This is a genomic window from Bacteroides sp. HF-162 (assembly GCF_015679285.1).
In the GTDB taxonomy this organism is placed as follows: Bacteria; Bacteroidota; Bacteroidia; order Bacteroidales; family Bacteroidaceae; genus Bacteroides; species Bacteroides uniformis.
Genome location: NZ_CP064937.1, coordinates 2,270,295 through 2,284,699, shown reverse-complemented (window position 1 = coordinate 2,284,699; position 14,405 = coordinate 2,270,295). Strand labels below are relative to the sequence as shown.

Below are 14,405 nucleotides of genomic sequence, written 5' to 3'. Positions count from 1 at the left end.
ATAGATGGGATTGGTTTAAATTAATTCATAGCTACAGATTTGAATCGGCATGTCGAGATTATGCAACACCTTTTCAAGCTGTATACCTTCACGGTTGTCGTACTCGTATCCGAAAGTAGCACGGATACCTTGCAGAATGAACTGCGTGGCACGGTCCAGGGCAATGGGCAAGCTGTCGCCTTGCAACAGTGCTCCGGTGATGACACTGGTAAACGTATCCCCCGTTCCGGGATAATGGGCCGGCAGGTAAGGACACGTAACCTTCCAGTAGCGGTTACCGTTCCGGTTATAGGCATACACGGACGTCTTATGCTTATCATCCCGTACGGGCACACTGGTAATAATCACCACTTCGGGACCACAATCGGAAAGCCGGCGAAGGTATGACTTCAATTCCTCATCCGTATTCATCTCCTTATAAGGAATACCCAGCAGATAGAACAGCTCCGTCAAATTGGGAGTAACGACATCGGCCTTGGTGATGAGATGTTTCATTTCATCAATCATGGACTCGTGGAAGTTCGCATAAAGCCGTCCGTTATCGCCCAACACCGGGTCTACCACAACCAGACCGTCCGGTCGGCGGAAGTCATCAATAAAGTCAGAAACAATATGTATCTGCCGCGGAGAACCCAGATAGCCGGTATAAAAGGCATCAAACTGTACTTCCAGCTTCTTCCACTCGGAAATAATCTTCGGCATTTCATCCGTCAGGTCCAGAAAAGAGAACTCCGGATACTGGGTATGGCTCGACAATACGGCTGTAGGCAACGGACACACCTGAAAGCCCATAGACGAAAGGATGGGAATGACCACCGTCAGAGACACCCGTCCGACTCCCGACAAGTCGTGGACGGCAACAACCTTCTTTACTTTATTCGCATACATATTATCTATATTATTATTTTTCCTACATTTGCCGCATGAAAACCGTCTGCATCATTTTGGGAACAGTTTCTTTGGCACTCGGCATCATCGGCATCTTCCTGCCGTTGCTGCCCACCACGCCTTTCCTGCTGCTCACGGCAGCACTCTACTTCAGAGGCTCACCCAGACTGTACCAATGGCTGCTGAACCACAAATGCCTCGGTCCCTATATCCGCAGCTTCCGCGAGAACAAAGCCATCCCTCTACGTGCTAAAATCATCTCTCTACTGCTGATGTGGGGAACAATGGTTTACTGCATCTTCTTCCTGATTCCACTAACAGAAATAAAGATAGTATTGTTCCTTGTCGCTGTGGGGGTGACTTGGCATATACTGTCATTCAAGACGTTGAAATGATGTGCTAAACTCCTCCTAACTTCTCGAAGAATTCTCCCAACCCCTTCCGAGCATCGGCAAGCTTGTCTTCCCAATGTTTCACGGAGTTCTGCCCGATAATATCCGTCACGTACTTCACCGAAATGAAAGGAACATTCTTGGCACGGCATACCAAAGCCTGGGCATAGGCTTCCATATCCACAACATCACCGGACACATCCGAGAGTTCTGTCAAGAAAGTATCCCCCGTATTGCATACACCACCGGCCGGCCAGTGTAAACAATAACCTTTTTGGGACAACAAATCCATTGAATCAATCTCATACTCCATACCAAGCTCCACCAGCTTCTGCATATCACGGTCCACAAAATGACGGCATACGAAAATATCTCCTACCCGATGACGGATAGTCCCTGCCGTACCTACATTGACCACCAAGTCCGGTTGCGCATGGCTTATCGCTTCAGAAAGATAAAAAGCCGATTTCACCTTTCCCACACCGGTACGGAGATAGCCTATCTGCACCTCTTCCTCCCTTATCAGTCCGGGAAATTTCAATTCAGTAAATTCGCCTTGTACGGCATAAGTGACTAAAATTCTCATATCATTCTATCTTTTTAGAGTCTGTTTAAATTTTGTCCGGCATGAGGGTGTGCAAAACGGTTGATGCCACACAGATGACACACCCTTCTCCTTCTCATGAAAAAGGCAAAGATAGAAACCTTTTTCAGAAGATTTCCATCTTTGCCCCATAAATGTAAAGTCACCCACACTCACAACCTCCCTGCCAGATAAGATTTCAATGACTCTACATATTCCTCAAATGCGTCTACTCCTTGCGGAGTGATCTTACAAATCGTACAAGGCATCTTTCCTTTAAAAGTCTTTGTTACCTCCACATATCCCGCCTTGCTGAGTTTGTCTATCTGCACGCTCAGGTTTCCTGCCGTAGCTTTGGTCTGCTGGCGGATATAGACAAAGTCCGCCTCCTCGACACTAATAAGCAACGACATCACCGCAAGCCGCAGTTCGCTATGGAGCAAAGGGTTCAGTTCTTTAAACATATATCATCCTCTTCTTTTATTGTTTGTGACGCTTCGCCACACTGTTCATGTAATGTCCGGGAATCACCATCATAAAGACGAACGCCAATGCAAAAAACAGTATCTGGTCTATGCCGGGCATATAGAAACATCCCAACGAGAGCAAGGCTCCCAGCACTCCCCCTATCGTAACCACTTTCGTGTTCACAATCAGTCCCGTCAGGGCAGTTCCCATCCCCATCATCAGCAAAATGACAAACAGAATAGGAATCTTCCATACAAATATGGCGGTACACGATACCAAGAAAGCACCCAGTCCAAATACCGTCCACACATAATCCACAACACGGTCTATGTAGGTCTTCAACATTTTCCGAGCCTTCCGCTGACTCCACAACGTAGCAGGAAAGGCTATGACTGGAAGCAGGAACCATAGGAATTGCCAATTGTTATTGCCCGTTTCCTTCAATAGAAACCAAACCAGCAACGAGATAATTACCGTTACATATCCCCACAGCAAAAAAGGTGTCCCTGAATTTTCCGCCATTCTGTCCTTCGTGTTCTGTATCATCCGAGTGATGAGTTCTAAACTCTCTTTCTCATTCAATTTTCTTTCTTCCATTTTCCTGCCGCCTTATTTGTTGCTTCCTTTTAATACCCGCTTAAGTGCTATCTCCACCTGCTTCGTGTCGGCGCTCACCTCCACATCCGCTATCGCGCAATACTCAGATGGAATTCCGTCTTCCCTATCCAACTGATAATTGTTGTTTTCATCATGATAGACATAAAGCTTATATTTACCCACTGTCACATCTTTCAGTTCCAGTACCGCCTCCGTGCCCTTGGCATCTACCATACCATACTGCCCCTTGTCAGTGGCAATCATTATCTTTCCCACAGCAGAAGGTATGTTCATCACCTTCACTTTCAGAACATCTTGCGCAGACACCCCCAATGCAAATACACAAAGAAGAGCTGCCGCCATACTTCTACAAACAATCGTTTTCATAATCATTCTCCTTAAGTTATACATACCAAAATCACATTTCGGGTTCGAACTCCGATACAAAGATAGAAGGTTTATTTTATAAACCAAATTATTATATAAATTATTTTATTTATTTCTTAGCATCTCCTCCTTCCTTTACTACATACTATTCCAACCGCACCTAAAGAGTAGTGCCTAAAACAGCAAAAAGTAATTTCGGCCTTACTAAACAGTAATCGTCCAACAACCGTTCAATTATCGCCCAACATCTGTTTAATTATCGTCCGACAGTTGTTGGACGATAATTAAACAAGCGTCGGACGATTACTATTTAGTAACGGAGATACTAAGCTTTCGAAAAGCAAGAAATAAAATCCTTCTAAAAAGCAAATTGTTCCATACCTATCCACATCTCTTGAAAAGCCAGCCTCCGCCACCCTTTTTCAATCCCTCAAAACCAGTACTTCATAGGCCACTTCGGTTATTTCGGCACTTCTACAGCATATTTTCCCCGAAAAGTTTTTGTAATCTCCAAGTAAATTGTATTTTTGTGTACAATTTTGGTGTAGTGATGACAGACGAAGAAAAGAAGCTATTAAGTACCTTTGAAGCCAGACTGCGGCATTTAATCTATCTGCACGATGAATTAAAACGCGAAAATGCTGAGCTAAAGCAACTTCTTGAAGCCAAAGAGGAGGAATACGGGAAGGTACAAGCTGAATACCGGGAACTGGAACTTAACTACACGAACCTAAAAACAGCTACGACAATCAGCCTTAACGGCAGCGACGTGAAAGAGACGAAACTGCGATTGTCCAAATTAGTGCGTGAAGTCGATAAATGCATCGCTTTGTTGAATGAATAAAGAGAAGAGGATGTATGAACGATAAGATAAAGATAAACCTGCAGATGGCAGGAGCCTCCTACCCTCTCACAATCAACCGTGAGGACGAGGAAATGGTAAGAGAAGCCGCCAAGCAGGTAGATATCAGGCTCAATGCGTATCGGGAGCATTATCTGAATGTGTCTCTAGAGAGAATTATAGCCATGGTGGCCTATCAGTTCGCTTTAGAAAACCTTCAGTTGAAGGACCGTAATGATACTGAACCCTATACCAGCAAAATAAAGGAACTGACAGAGGTATTGGAGACCTATTTCAAGGAACAATAAGCTGTAATCCCTCCGTCGGGTCGGTAAAAGAGAGAAATTCGCGCACTGTACAAAAGTTTGCCCTTCATCAAAGCAAGCTTTTATGCAGTGCTTTTTTATTTATATACTAAAAACAAATTAATAAAATGACAGTAGTTACAATAGTATTATCCATTGCCTGCTTCATTGTCGGAGGGTTTGCCTCGTACTTGTTCTTCAAGCACGGGCTGAAAAACAAATACGACGGTATCCTGAGAGATGCGGAAGCGGAAGCGGAAGTGATTAAGAAGAATAAGTTGCTGGAAGTAAAGGAAAAATTCCTGAACAAGAAGGCAGACTTGGAAAAAGAAGTGGCCCAACGTAACCAAAAGATACAGCAGGCAGAAAACAAGCTGAAACAACGTGAATTGGTACTGAACCAACGCCAGGAAGAAATCCAGCGCAAGAAGATGGAAGCAGAAGCCGTGAAAGAAAATCTGGAAGCCCAACTGTCCATCGTAGACAAGAAGAAAGAAGAACTGGAGCACATGCAGCGCCAGGAAATAGAAAAGCTGGAAGCCATTTCCGGACTTTCTGCCGAAGAAGCCAAAGAGCGCATGGTGGAATCCCTGAAGGAAGAAGCCAAAACGCAAGCCCAGTCCTACATCAACGACATCATGGACGACGCCAAGCTGACGGCAAGCAAAGAGGCCAAGCGCATCGTGATACAGAGCATCCAACGTGTGGCTACGGAAACAGCCATTGAAAACTCAGTAACCGTATTCCACATCGAATCAGATGAAATCAAGGGACGTATCATCGGTCGCGAAGGCCGCAACATCCGCGCCCTGGAAGCTGCCACCGGTGTGGAAATTGTGGTAGACGATACTCCGGAAGCTATCGTATTGTCAGCTTTCGACCCGGTTCGCCGTGAGATTGCACGCCTGGCATTGCACCAGTTGGTAACAGACGGACGTATCCACCCGGCACGCATCGAAGAGGTAGTTGCCAAAGTACGCAAGCAGGTAGAAGAGGAAATCATCGAAACCGGTAAACGTACTACTATCGACCTGGGCATCCACGGTCTGCATCCGGAACTTATCCGCATTATCGGTAAGATGAAATACCGTTCTTCATACGGCCAGAACCTTTTGCAGCATGCACGCGAGACAGCCAATCTTTGCGCTGTGATGGCATCAGAGCTGGGACTTAACCCGAAGAAAGCAAAACGTGCCGGACTGCTGCATGATATAGGTAAGGTACCCGATGAGGAACCGGAATTGCCGCATGCACTCTATGGTATGAAGCTGGCAGAAAAGTTCAAGGAAAAGCCAGACATCTGCAACGCCATCGGTGCCCACCACGACGAAGTGGAAATGACCAGCCTGCTGGCCCCAATCGTACAAGTATGCGATGCCATTTCAGGAGCACGCCCGGGAGCACGCCGCGAAATTGTAGAAGCATACATCAAGCGCCTGAACGACCTTGAGCAACTGGCCATGTCCTATCCGGGAGTGACAAAGACATATGCCATCCAGGCAGGCCGTGAGTTGCGTGTCATTGTCGGTGCAGACAAGATTGACGACAAGCAGACGGAGAACCTTTCCGGTGAAATCGCCAAGAAGATTCAGGACGAAATGACTTATCCGGGTCAGGTGAAGATTACCGTTATCCGTGAGACACGTGCGGTGAGCTACGCAAAGTAACATCAGAAAAGAAAATAAATGCAGAAAAGGGTGAATTCGTATTCACCCTTTTCTTATTTTTGCACCACAACCATAACTTTACAAAATGAAAGATTATCAGTTTGAAGTTTGTGCCAACTCCGTAGAGAGTTGTATTGCCGCACAAGCCGGCGGAGCAGACCGGGTGGAACTATGCGCAGGCATCCCCGAGGGAGGGACAACCCCCTCATACGGCGATATCCTCATCGCACGGGAAGTATTGCAGCAGACCAAATTGCATATCATTGTCCGTCCCCGTGGAGGAGACTTCCTTTACTCCTCCACCGAACAGCGCATCATGCTGAAAGACATAGAGAATGCCCGCCGCCTAGGCGCTGACGGAGTCGTGTTCGGTTGCCTGACGGCAGAAGGAGATGTAGACATTCCATTGATGGAGCAGCTTATGAAAGCCTCACAAGGGATGTCCGTCACCTTCCACCGTGCTTTCGATGTATGCAGAAATCCACAAAAAGCAATAGAAGATATTATCGCATTAGGATGCAACCGCATCCTAACTTCCGGACAGCAATCTACAGCAGAGCAAGGCATTCCCCTTTTGAAAGAGCTCCAACAACAAGCATCAGGCCGAATCATTCTATTGGCAGGCTGTGGGGTGAATGAAGCCAACATAGCCCACATTGCCCGAGAAACCGGCATCCGCGAATTTCATTTCTCCGCCAGGGAAAATATCGAGAGCTCCATGCTCTATCATAATTCCGCCGTCTCTATGGGAGGAACGGTACATATTGATGAATATACACATACCGTCACTACTGCGGAGCGGGTAAAGCGTACAATCGGAGCATTATTAAAAGCCTCTCCCCTAGCCCCTCCCCCGTAGGGAGGAGGCGGGGGAAGAGGCCTATAAAAAAAGGATGTACTTTTCAGTACATCCTTTTTTATATCATAGGATAAATATTATTTCTTCACCGGAGAAGAGTATCTTGCATTCAGGCCATCCAGAATCTCACGAGTGATGTTGTAGACACTGTCTGCATAGAGCAGATTGTCAAAACCCGTATTGCTGATAATCATGCTGTAACCTTTTGTCTTATTGTACTCCTTCAAGAAAGCGTTGATAGAATCACGCAGTTGCAGGCTGTTCTTTTCATTCTCACTCATCAGTTCAGACTGCAGCTTGTTGCTCAGGTTCTGCAAATCCTGCTCCAACTTTGCAATGCGGTTGTATTCCTGCTGCGCTCTCTCCTGAGAAAGATAAGCGTTGTTCTGATACTTTGTCTGGAATTCCTGCTTCTGCTTCTCCAGTTCGCTGGCTTTCTGGTTCAATGTCAGACGGACATTCTCGCCCTTCTTCACCATAGCCTCATTCAAGTCTATGCAATAGTTGTATTTTGCCAAAAGCGTATCTATTTCAACATAAGCAATCTTCATTTCCGATAATCCGCCGGCTTGTGCAGGAGCGTTTGTTGTCTGTTTATCAGTATTGCCGGCACATTGAGCAAATAAAACGATCAGTGCGAGAGCTGCCAGACCGTTCATGAGGTAGTTTAATCTCTTCATAATTGATAAATATTGTTTTTTAAAATTAGTTCATACTATCGTTTAAGGCTTTTTCCAATTCATCAATGGAAAAACGGGACTTGCGTTGCGCTTCCCTATCCTGCGACTGCACGCAACCGATACCTCTATCGCGCATTGCCTTATTGCCACTGACATGCCCGTTAGGGAATCTCCCGCCTTTCACAAAAAAGACCTTCACACCCAATAAAACAATGCAAATAGCAACTATTAACAGAGTTATCAATATTGTATCAAGCATTTCCATTAATTTTGTTACATGAAAATAGTGTTTTTACTATTTTTGTGGGTGCAAATATAGGGCTTTGGTTGGACTAACTCGCCTTTTTTACTCTAAAAAAAGAGAAAGGGGAATAAAATAGTCAATCAATTTAACCATATTTAGCAATAAGTGGTTAATTTAATGGAGAATTGATATTTGACAATTGATAATGAAGGCTGCATAAACACATGTAAGGCAGCCGCTAATTCAGATAATTATGGAAAAAAAAGACTTGAAACCGGCTGGTGTATTTCACTATTTTGAGGAAATCTGCCAAGTGCCGCGCCCTTCGAAGAAGGAAGAGAAAATCATTGCTTACTTAAAAGCATTCGGAGAAAAACATAAGTTGGAAACGAAGGTGGACGAAGCCGGAAACGTTCTGATAAAGAAACCCGCTACTCCGGGTATGGAAAACCGCAAGACTGTCGTACTTCAATCGCACATCGACATGGTATGTGAAAAGAACAACGACGTGAAGCACGACTTCCTGACCGACCCTATCGAAACCGAAATTGACGGTGAATGGCTGAAAGCCAAAGGTACAACCTTGGGAGCCGACAACGGCATCGGTGTAGCCACCGAACTGGCTATCCTTGCCGACGACAGCATCGAGCACGGTCCTATCGAATGCCTCTTCACCGTAGACGAGGAGACCGGACTGACCGGTGCCTTCGCCCTGAAAGAAGGCTTCATGAACGGAGACATTCTGTTGAACCTCGATTCCGAGGATGAAGGCGAGCTCTTCATCGGCTGTGCAGGAGGTATAGATTCCGTTGCCGAATTCACCTACCGGGAAGTGGACGTACCGACAGGGTATTTCTGCTGCAAAGTGCAGGTAAAGGGGCTGAAAGGCGGACACTCCGGCGGCGACATACACCTGGGGCGCGGCAATGCCAACAAGCTGCTGAACCGCTTCCTGAGCCAGACATCCCAGAAGTACGACATGTACCTTTGCGAAATAGACGGCGGTAACCTGCGCAACGCCATTGCCCGCGAAGCACACGCGGTAATTGCCATACCCGATGCCGACAAGCATGCCCTGCGCACAGACTTGAATGTCTTTGCCGCCGAAGTGGAGGCAGAATATGCCGTCGTTGACCCGGACCTCCAATTCGTACTCGAATCGGAAGCAGCCCGTCCCAAAGCCATTGACAAAGATACCGCCAAGCGCTTGCTGCAAACCATCTATGCCGCACCTCACGGTGTGTATGCCATGAGCCAAGACATTCCGGGGCTGGTGGAAACCTCCACCAATCTGGCCTCCGTAAAGATGAAACCCGGCCATATCATCCGCATCGAGACCAGCCAGCGCAGCTCTACCGCCTCCTCCAAACAAGACATTGCCAATATGGTGCGTACTGTATTCGAAATGGGTGGAGCAGCCGTATCCTTCGGCGACGGGTATCCGGGCTGGAAGCCCAACCCGCATTCAGAAATCCTGGAAGTGGCTGTTGAGTCCTACAAACGTTTGTTCGGTGTAGATGCCAAGGTAAAAGCTATCCATGCAGGTCTGGAATGCGGACTGTTCCTTGACAAATACCCGGCACTGGACATGATTTCCTTCGGACCTACCCTGCAGGGTGTGCACTCTCCCGACGAACGGATGCTGATTCCTACCGTACAGAAGTTCTGGGACCATCTGCTGGATATACTGAAGCACATTCCGGTGAAATAAATATCCCGCGTTCCTTAAAGGGGAACGGGAATCGTTTGTATGAACGTTATCCATAAGATAGGAGTTATACTCTTCCTTCTCTGCCCGTACATCAGTCTGTACGGGCAAGAAGGAAAAGATACCCTCACGTTTCGGATAGTAAGCTACAATGTAGAAAACCTATTCGACTCCCGACATGACACACTAAAGAATGACTACGAGTTCCTGCCGGATGCCACCCGGCATTGGAATTACTCTAAATACAGAAAGAAACTGGATAATATAGCCCGCGTCATCATCGCCACCGGAGGATGGACGCCGCCCGCCCTTGTTGCCTTGTGTGAGGTGGAGAATGACAGTGTGATGCGCGACCTTACCCGCTACTCTGCCTTGCGCGAAGCAGACTACCGGTATGTGATGACACAATCTCCCGACGAACGCGGCATCGACGTAGCGCTGTTGTATCAACGTAATCTTTTCAAACTGCTTTCCTATCAGAGCCTCCCCGTAGACAAGCCCCGGAAGAATAGCCGTCCCACACGGGACATTCTTCACGTCAGCGGATTGTTGCTGAACCGGGATACGCTTGATGTACTGGTAGCTCACTTCCCATCCCGTTCGGGAGGGGCAAGAGAGTCTGAACCTTACCGGCTACTGGCTGCCCGAAAGGTGAAGCATGCCATAGACAGCCTATACACGATACGCCGACATCCGCAAATTGTCCTTTTAGGGGATTTCAACGATTATCCGGAGAATAAATCGGTAAAGGAGGTGTTGGAGGCAGCAGCACCGTCAACATTGCAAGACTCTCTACGTCCACAAAAACGTTACCATCTACTGGCAAAAAAAGCCAAGACACGCAAGCACTTCGGCAGCTACAAGTATCAAGGAGAATGGGGACTGCTAGACCACATCATCGTATCAGGTACGTTGCTGCAAGAACACGCACCGCTATATACAGAGGAAGCGAAGACAGACGTATTCTGCCTGCCCTTCCTACTGACAAGAGACAAGAAATACGGAGGGCAGCAACCCTTCCGCACCTACTACGGGATGAAGTATCAAGGAGGATACAGCGACCACTTGCCTGTATATGCGGAGTTCCGGTTGATATATTAGTCGGAATACTGATACAGTTTCAAGTCAAACTTCTGTACCATCACCAGCAAGTGGTCGAAGATGTCGGACTGAATGCGCTCGTACTCTTTCCATACCTTGTTGCGAGAGAAGAAATATACCTGGATGGGTACCCCATACGTCGTGGGTTCCTTCTGGCTGATAATCAAGTCCATCTCCTGGTTCACCACCGGCAGGCTGCACAAATAGCGTTCGATGTAGATACGATAGAGCTGTGCATTGGTTGGCACCTCTCCTTCTGCTGGCTGATAGTCGGCCATCAAGGGGACTTCCTTGCGGATATTATCCAGCATTTCCGGAGTGCAGAACTTCAGGGTAGTCATATCCAGAAAGATATTCTTGTTTACCCGTCGCCCGCCACTTTCCTGCATGCCGCGCCAGTTCTGGAAGGAGTTGTTCACCAGGGTATACGGCGGTACGGTCGAGATGGTTTCATCCCAGTTGCGTATCTTGACCGTGTTCAGCGTAATCTCCTCTACAACTCCATTGGCAACGCCACCCGGCAGCGCTATCCAGTCCCCTATCCGCAACATGTCGTTAGCAGAGAGCTGCACGCCGGCCACAAACCCCAGAATGCTGTCCTTAAATACCAGCATCAGTACAGCCGCAGATGCGCCCAGACCGGCAAACAAGGTCATAGGAGACTTGCCTATCAGCACTGAAACCACTATGATACCTCCGATAAAAAACAGTAGCACTTGCAATACCTGCACAAAGCCTTTCAGCGGACGGTTCTTCTGCTTGTCCTTCATGTTATAAACATCGAGCATCACCAGCAACAAGCCATTGATAGTAAGCAGCACCGCCACAATGATATAGACAGCACACACCTTTTGTGAGAACTCAAGCATCTCCTTTCCACGCACAAAGGCCATGGGCAGCAGGTAGTAAATGAGGATTCCGGGCAGAATATGTATCAAATGGTGTATCACCCTGCGTTTCATCAGCAACGTATTCCACTGATGGGGAGAGCGCCGGGTATAATGCTTCATACCGCCAACGAAGATTGCCTGGCACAAATAGTCCAGCCCTATCGAAAGCCCCACCATCAGCAGTGCAATAATCGTCTCGTCAAACATATCGGCAAACTTCGGGTCTATCCCCCAACCTATCAGGACTTTATTCATCCATCCTCCTAAACTCATCATAAGCTCTCTTTTTTTTGAAGTGTCTTGTTTGTATAACAATCCAAAGATAAAGATGTTTTCAGAGAACGGCAAGCATATACCCTTTTTTCATCAACGACTCAATCTTCACGCTCGGGTCGTTTTTTAGCGACCGCCGCAGATAGTACATCTGTACATTCAAGGCAAGGGAGTTGGCATACGAGGCAGTGCCCCACACAGCATCCAGCAACGTATCGCGACTGACAGTCTTATTCACATTCAGCGCCAGCAAGCGAAGGATATCGGCTTGACGGGAAGTAATCAGCACCTTACTATTTCCCGTACGAATCTCGTTCGTACTGTAATTGAATACGGAATGGCCGAAAGCATACATCTCATCCTCCGCCACGCCGGACAACTGCGAAGTGAAACGCTCGCGGATACGCGCTGTCAGCTCTTCCGGATAGAAAGGTTTGGCAAGATAATCGTTCGCCTTCAGTTGGAATCCTTGCAGGCGGTCGGCCTTATCGCTACGGTCGGAAAGGAAAAAGATCAGGACGTGTTTATCCGTCTCGCGGATGCGTTCAGCCACTTCAAAGCCATTGTAACCGGGCATATTGATATCGAGCAATACCAAATCAGGCTTTATGAGCGGAAATTGTTCCAGAGCAATTTTCCCGTTTCCGGCATAAGTCACTTCATAGCCTTCCTTCTCAAGAAAGCGCTTCAGCAGCATTGAATATTTCAAATCATCATCGGCAAAAAGTATTTTCAAGGCTTTCATATCATTGGTTATTTTAGAGTAGGGATTATGCGGGTTAGCACGGACTTATTGGGGAATATTAATTTCAATCATTGTTCCCTTGCCTGCCTGACTATTTAAAGAAATGCTCCCATGATGCGCCTCTACCAGCAACTTTACATAGCTCAACCCCAGACCAATGCCGGGCAATGAACGGTCTGGAAGATTACTGCCCCGATAGAACTTATCGAATACACGGTTCTGTTCGGAAACCGGAATGCCGATGCCATCATCAGACACCCGTATCGTCAATTGGTGATCCTGCAAAAGGCAATCTACAACAATATGCACAGACTTGCCCGAATACTTTACGGCGTTCTCTATCAAATTACTGATAATATTAGAAACATGCACCGGGTCTGCCGTTACCTGAGTCTCCGAACTGAAATGGGTTTCAATAGCAACATCCTTACCCTCAGGAACATGGTAAAGCCGGACAAGCTTTTCCAAACTCGTCTTTATATCAAATGTACGGACGGAAAGCTGCGTGTGTTCATCATCGGCACGCGTCATATCACGTAGTTTTGAAAGATAGGCCGACAAGTTATCCAGCTCGGACATGGAATCGTGAATCACTTCATCCATCGCTTTCTCATCTGTTCGCATAGACTTGTCATTGAGAAAGGCTATACACATTTTCAGAGCCTGGACGGGACGTTTCAGTTCATGTATCATAGTGTTTACAAAGCTTTTTCGCAGTTCGTCTATCCGCCGTTGCTTCAAGATGGTTTTTATCTGAAACAGCAGACAAAGCCCCAGCAGAAATATCAGGCATGTACTGCCCACTAACTGCCAACCCATACGCACAAGTACCACATGAGGTGAAACCTTCACGGAAACAAGCACAAACTGGCGCTTCAGGGGATTATAAGGATACATTACTTCTATATATGGATTGAACAATGTACCTTGCCGTTTCAGTTCCGCATTCCACTGGTAAATGGAATCTTCGGAAACCACCAGATGCGTAGTAAACGTTTGTTTGTCCAAACGTATGGCAAGCAAGGAATCAAATTGCTGCAACGCAAAAGGCACATCCAACTCCAAACGATAAAGATTAATAATAGAGTTCAAATTAGGAGCATCTTTATCGGACATATTGATTTTGAATGAATCCTTCGCAATGAGCCGCTCTTCCGGCAAAAGGGTGTCTAACGCCAATGCCCATTCCCTACGCTTTGCCTCTCTCTCTTTATCATCTGTACTGGCAGAGTCCTGCTGCTCTATTTTGAGAGTTTCTATATTCTTTTGGCCCAAGCTCTTCAAGTCCCGCCCTTTCAGAACACCCCAAATTAATTCGTCGATAGTGGTCCGCTTTTCCAAATCAATGGATTTGCTAAGCTGATAGAAGAACATATTGGTATTGCTAAGCACCTTTTTGGGTTGGGGAGTACGGATAGAGTCATACTGTTGGGCGGTCTGCAAGATGCAATCATAAATACCATTGATTTGTTCATCATTCATATACTGATACTGATTACGCAACCAGTAGACCTGTCCGCAGGTAATAAGCAGTATCGATGCGATGGAGAATATCCAAACGATCTTAATCCGTTGTTCCATAATTGTTCTTTTTTAGTCTCACTTAGTTAGAAAGACTTTCATTTAGTACCGGCAAAGGTAGAAGTTAGCTTGCAAATATAGGTACGTGCGAGGCAGATATTATGCATTGAGTAATATTTCAGTAATAACTTTCAGCCTCTTCTGAAGCAAAATCCGCATAGTTTTGCAGTACAATAATCGCTGGAAGCAATATGTA

Annotated in this window: 17 protein-coding genes; 7 read left to right on the top strand and 10 right to left on the bottom strand. The window is 46.6% G+C overall.

Features of this window, described 5'->3' with window-relative positions; all coding sequences use genetic code 11:
- Window positions 1-15: 15 nt before the first annotated feature.
- Entirely contained in the window at window positions 16-888 is an 873-nt protein-coding gene (locus tag ITJ87_RS09145; RefSeq protein WP_022401645.1) for a pyridoxamine kinase, read from the bottom strand.
- A 35-nt stretch (window positions 889-923) separates the two neighbouring features.
- On the opposite strand from ITJ87_RS09145, the gene ITJ87_RS09140 reads away from it, so the two are divergent.
- A complete protein-coding gene (locus ITJ87_RS09140; RefSeq protein ID WP_044468343.1) occupies window positions 924-1,283 on the top strand; it encodes a YbaN family protein in 360 nt (119 codons plus the stop codon).
- Window positions 1,284-1,287: 4 nt separating this feature from the next.
- On the opposite strand, the gene ITJ87_RS09135 is transcribed toward ITJ87_RS09140, so the two are convergent.
- The 4 genes from ITJ87_RS09135 to ITJ87_RS09120 form a co-directional block, all read right to left on the bottom strand.
- A complete protein-coding gene (locus tag ITJ87_RS09135; protein ID WP_117974522.1) occupies window positions 1,288-1,866 on the bottom strand; it encodes a nucleosidase in 579 nt (192 codons plus the stop codon).
- A 170-nt stretch (window positions 1,867-2,036) separates the two neighbouring features.
- Window positions 2,037-2,327, bottom strand: a complete 291-nt coding sequence (locus ITJ87_RS09130; RefSeq protein ID WP_005826416.1) for a transcriptional regulator — start codon at window positions 2,325-2,327, stop codon at window positions 2,037-2,039.
- Between the two features lie 16 nt (window positions 2,328-2,343).
- Entirely contained in the window at window positions 2,344-2,928 is a 585-nt protein-coding gene (locus ITJ87_RS09125; protein ID WP_005826414.1) for a hypothetical protein, read from the bottom strand.
- A 12-nt stretch (window positions 2,929-2,940) separates the two neighbouring features.
- A complete protein-coding gene (locus tag ITJ87_RS09120) occupies window positions 2,941-3,315 on the bottom strand; it encodes a DUF2141 domain-containing protein (protein WP_034525507.1) in 375 nt (124 codons plus the stop codon).
- 529 nt (window positions 3,316-3,844) lie between these two features.
- On the opposite strand from ITJ87_RS09120, the gene ITJ87_RS09115 reads away from it, so the two are divergent.
- The 4 genes from ITJ87_RS09115 (at window position 3,845) to ITJ87_RS09100 (ending at window position 6,987) form a co-directional block, all read left to right on the top strand.
- A complete protein-coding gene (locus tag ITJ87_RS09115; protein WP_005835817.1) occupies window positions 3,845-4,159 on the top strand; it encodes a hypothetical protein in 315 nt (104 codons plus the stop codon).
- 14 nt (window positions 4,160-4,173) lie between these two features.
- Window positions 4,174-4,464 (top strand): cell division protein ZapA, encoded by a 291-nt coding sequence (locus ITJ87_RS09110; protein ID WP_117600675.1) that lies wholly within the window; start codon window positions 4,174-4,176, stop codon window positions 4,462-4,464.
- 125 nt (window positions 4,465-4,589) lie between these two features.
- Entirely contained in the window at window positions 4,590-6,128 is a 1,539-nt protein-coding gene (gene rny, locus ITJ87_RS09105; RefSeq protein ID WP_005835816.1) for a ribonuclease Y, read from the top strand.
- An 85-nt stretch (window positions 6,129-6,213) separates the two neighbouring features.
- Window positions 6,214-6,987 (top strand): copper homeostasis protein CutC, encoded by a 774-nt coding sequence (locus ITJ87_RS09100; RefSeq protein ID WP_057256369.1) that lies wholly within the window; start codon window positions 6,214-6,216, stop codon window positions 6,985-6,987.
- Window positions 6,988-7,064: 77 nt separating this feature from the next.
- Here ITJ87_RS09100 and ITJ87_RS09095 read toward each other — a convergent pair whose 3' ends face one another.
- Window positions 7,065-7,667, bottom strand: coding sequence for an OmpH family outer membrane protein (locus tag ITJ87_RS09095; protein ID WP_009036606.1), 603 nt, complete (start codon window positions 7,665-7,667; stop codon window positions 7,065-7,067).
- Between the two features lie 25 nt (window positions 7,668-7,692).
- Complete coding sequence (locus ITJ87_RS09090; protein ID WP_005835814.1) at window positions 7,693-7,926, bottom strand: hypothetical protein; 234 nt, start codon at window positions 7,924-7,926, stop codon at window positions 7,693-7,695.
- 238 nt (window positions 7,927-8,164) lie between these two features.
- On the opposite strand from ITJ87_RS09090, the gene ITJ87_RS09085 reads away from it, so the two are divergent.
- Window positions 8,165-9,622: an aminoacyl-histidine dipeptidase gene (locus tag ITJ87_RS09085; protein WP_117966201.1), complete on the top strand. Its 1,458-nt coding sequence runs from the start codon at window positions 8,165-8,167 to the stop codon at window positions 9,620-9,622.
- A gap of 39 nt (window positions 9,623-9,661) precedes the next feature.
- Window positions 9,662-10,720, top strand: coding sequence for an endonuclease/exonuclease/phosphatase family protein (locus tag ITJ87_RS09080; RefSeq protein ID WP_117966204.1), 1,059 nt, complete (start codon window positions 9,662-9,664; stop codon window positions 10,718-10,720).
- Here ITJ87_RS09080 and ITJ87_RS09075 read toward each other — a convergent pair.
- The 3 genes from ITJ87_RS09075 to ITJ87_RS09065 are packed head-to-tail and all read right to left on the bottom strand — an operon-like array spanning window position 10,717 to window position 14,209.
- A complete protein-coding gene (locus tag ITJ87_RS09075) occupies window positions 10,717-11,886 on the bottom strand; it encodes a mechanosensitive ion channel family protein (RefSeq protein ID WP_016273209.1) in 1,170 nt (389 codons plus the stop codon). The two genes, ITJ87_RS09080 and ITJ87_RS09075, sit on opposite strands and share 4 nt — an antisense overlap.
- A gap of 58 nt (window positions 11,887-11,944) precedes the next feature.
- Window positions 11,945-12,628, bottom strand: a complete 684-nt coding sequence (locus ITJ87_RS09070) for a response regulator transcription factor (RefSeq protein ID WP_117966207.1) — start codon at window positions 12,626-12,628, stop codon at window positions 11,945-11,947.
- 45 nt (window positions 12,629-12,673) lie between these two features.
- Entirely contained in the window at window positions 12,674-14,209 is a 1,536-nt protein-coding gene (locus tag ITJ87_RS09065; protein WP_196096214.1) for a sensor histidine kinase KdpD, read from the bottom strand.
- Between the last annotated feature and the right edge of the window lie 196 nt (window positions 14,210-14,405).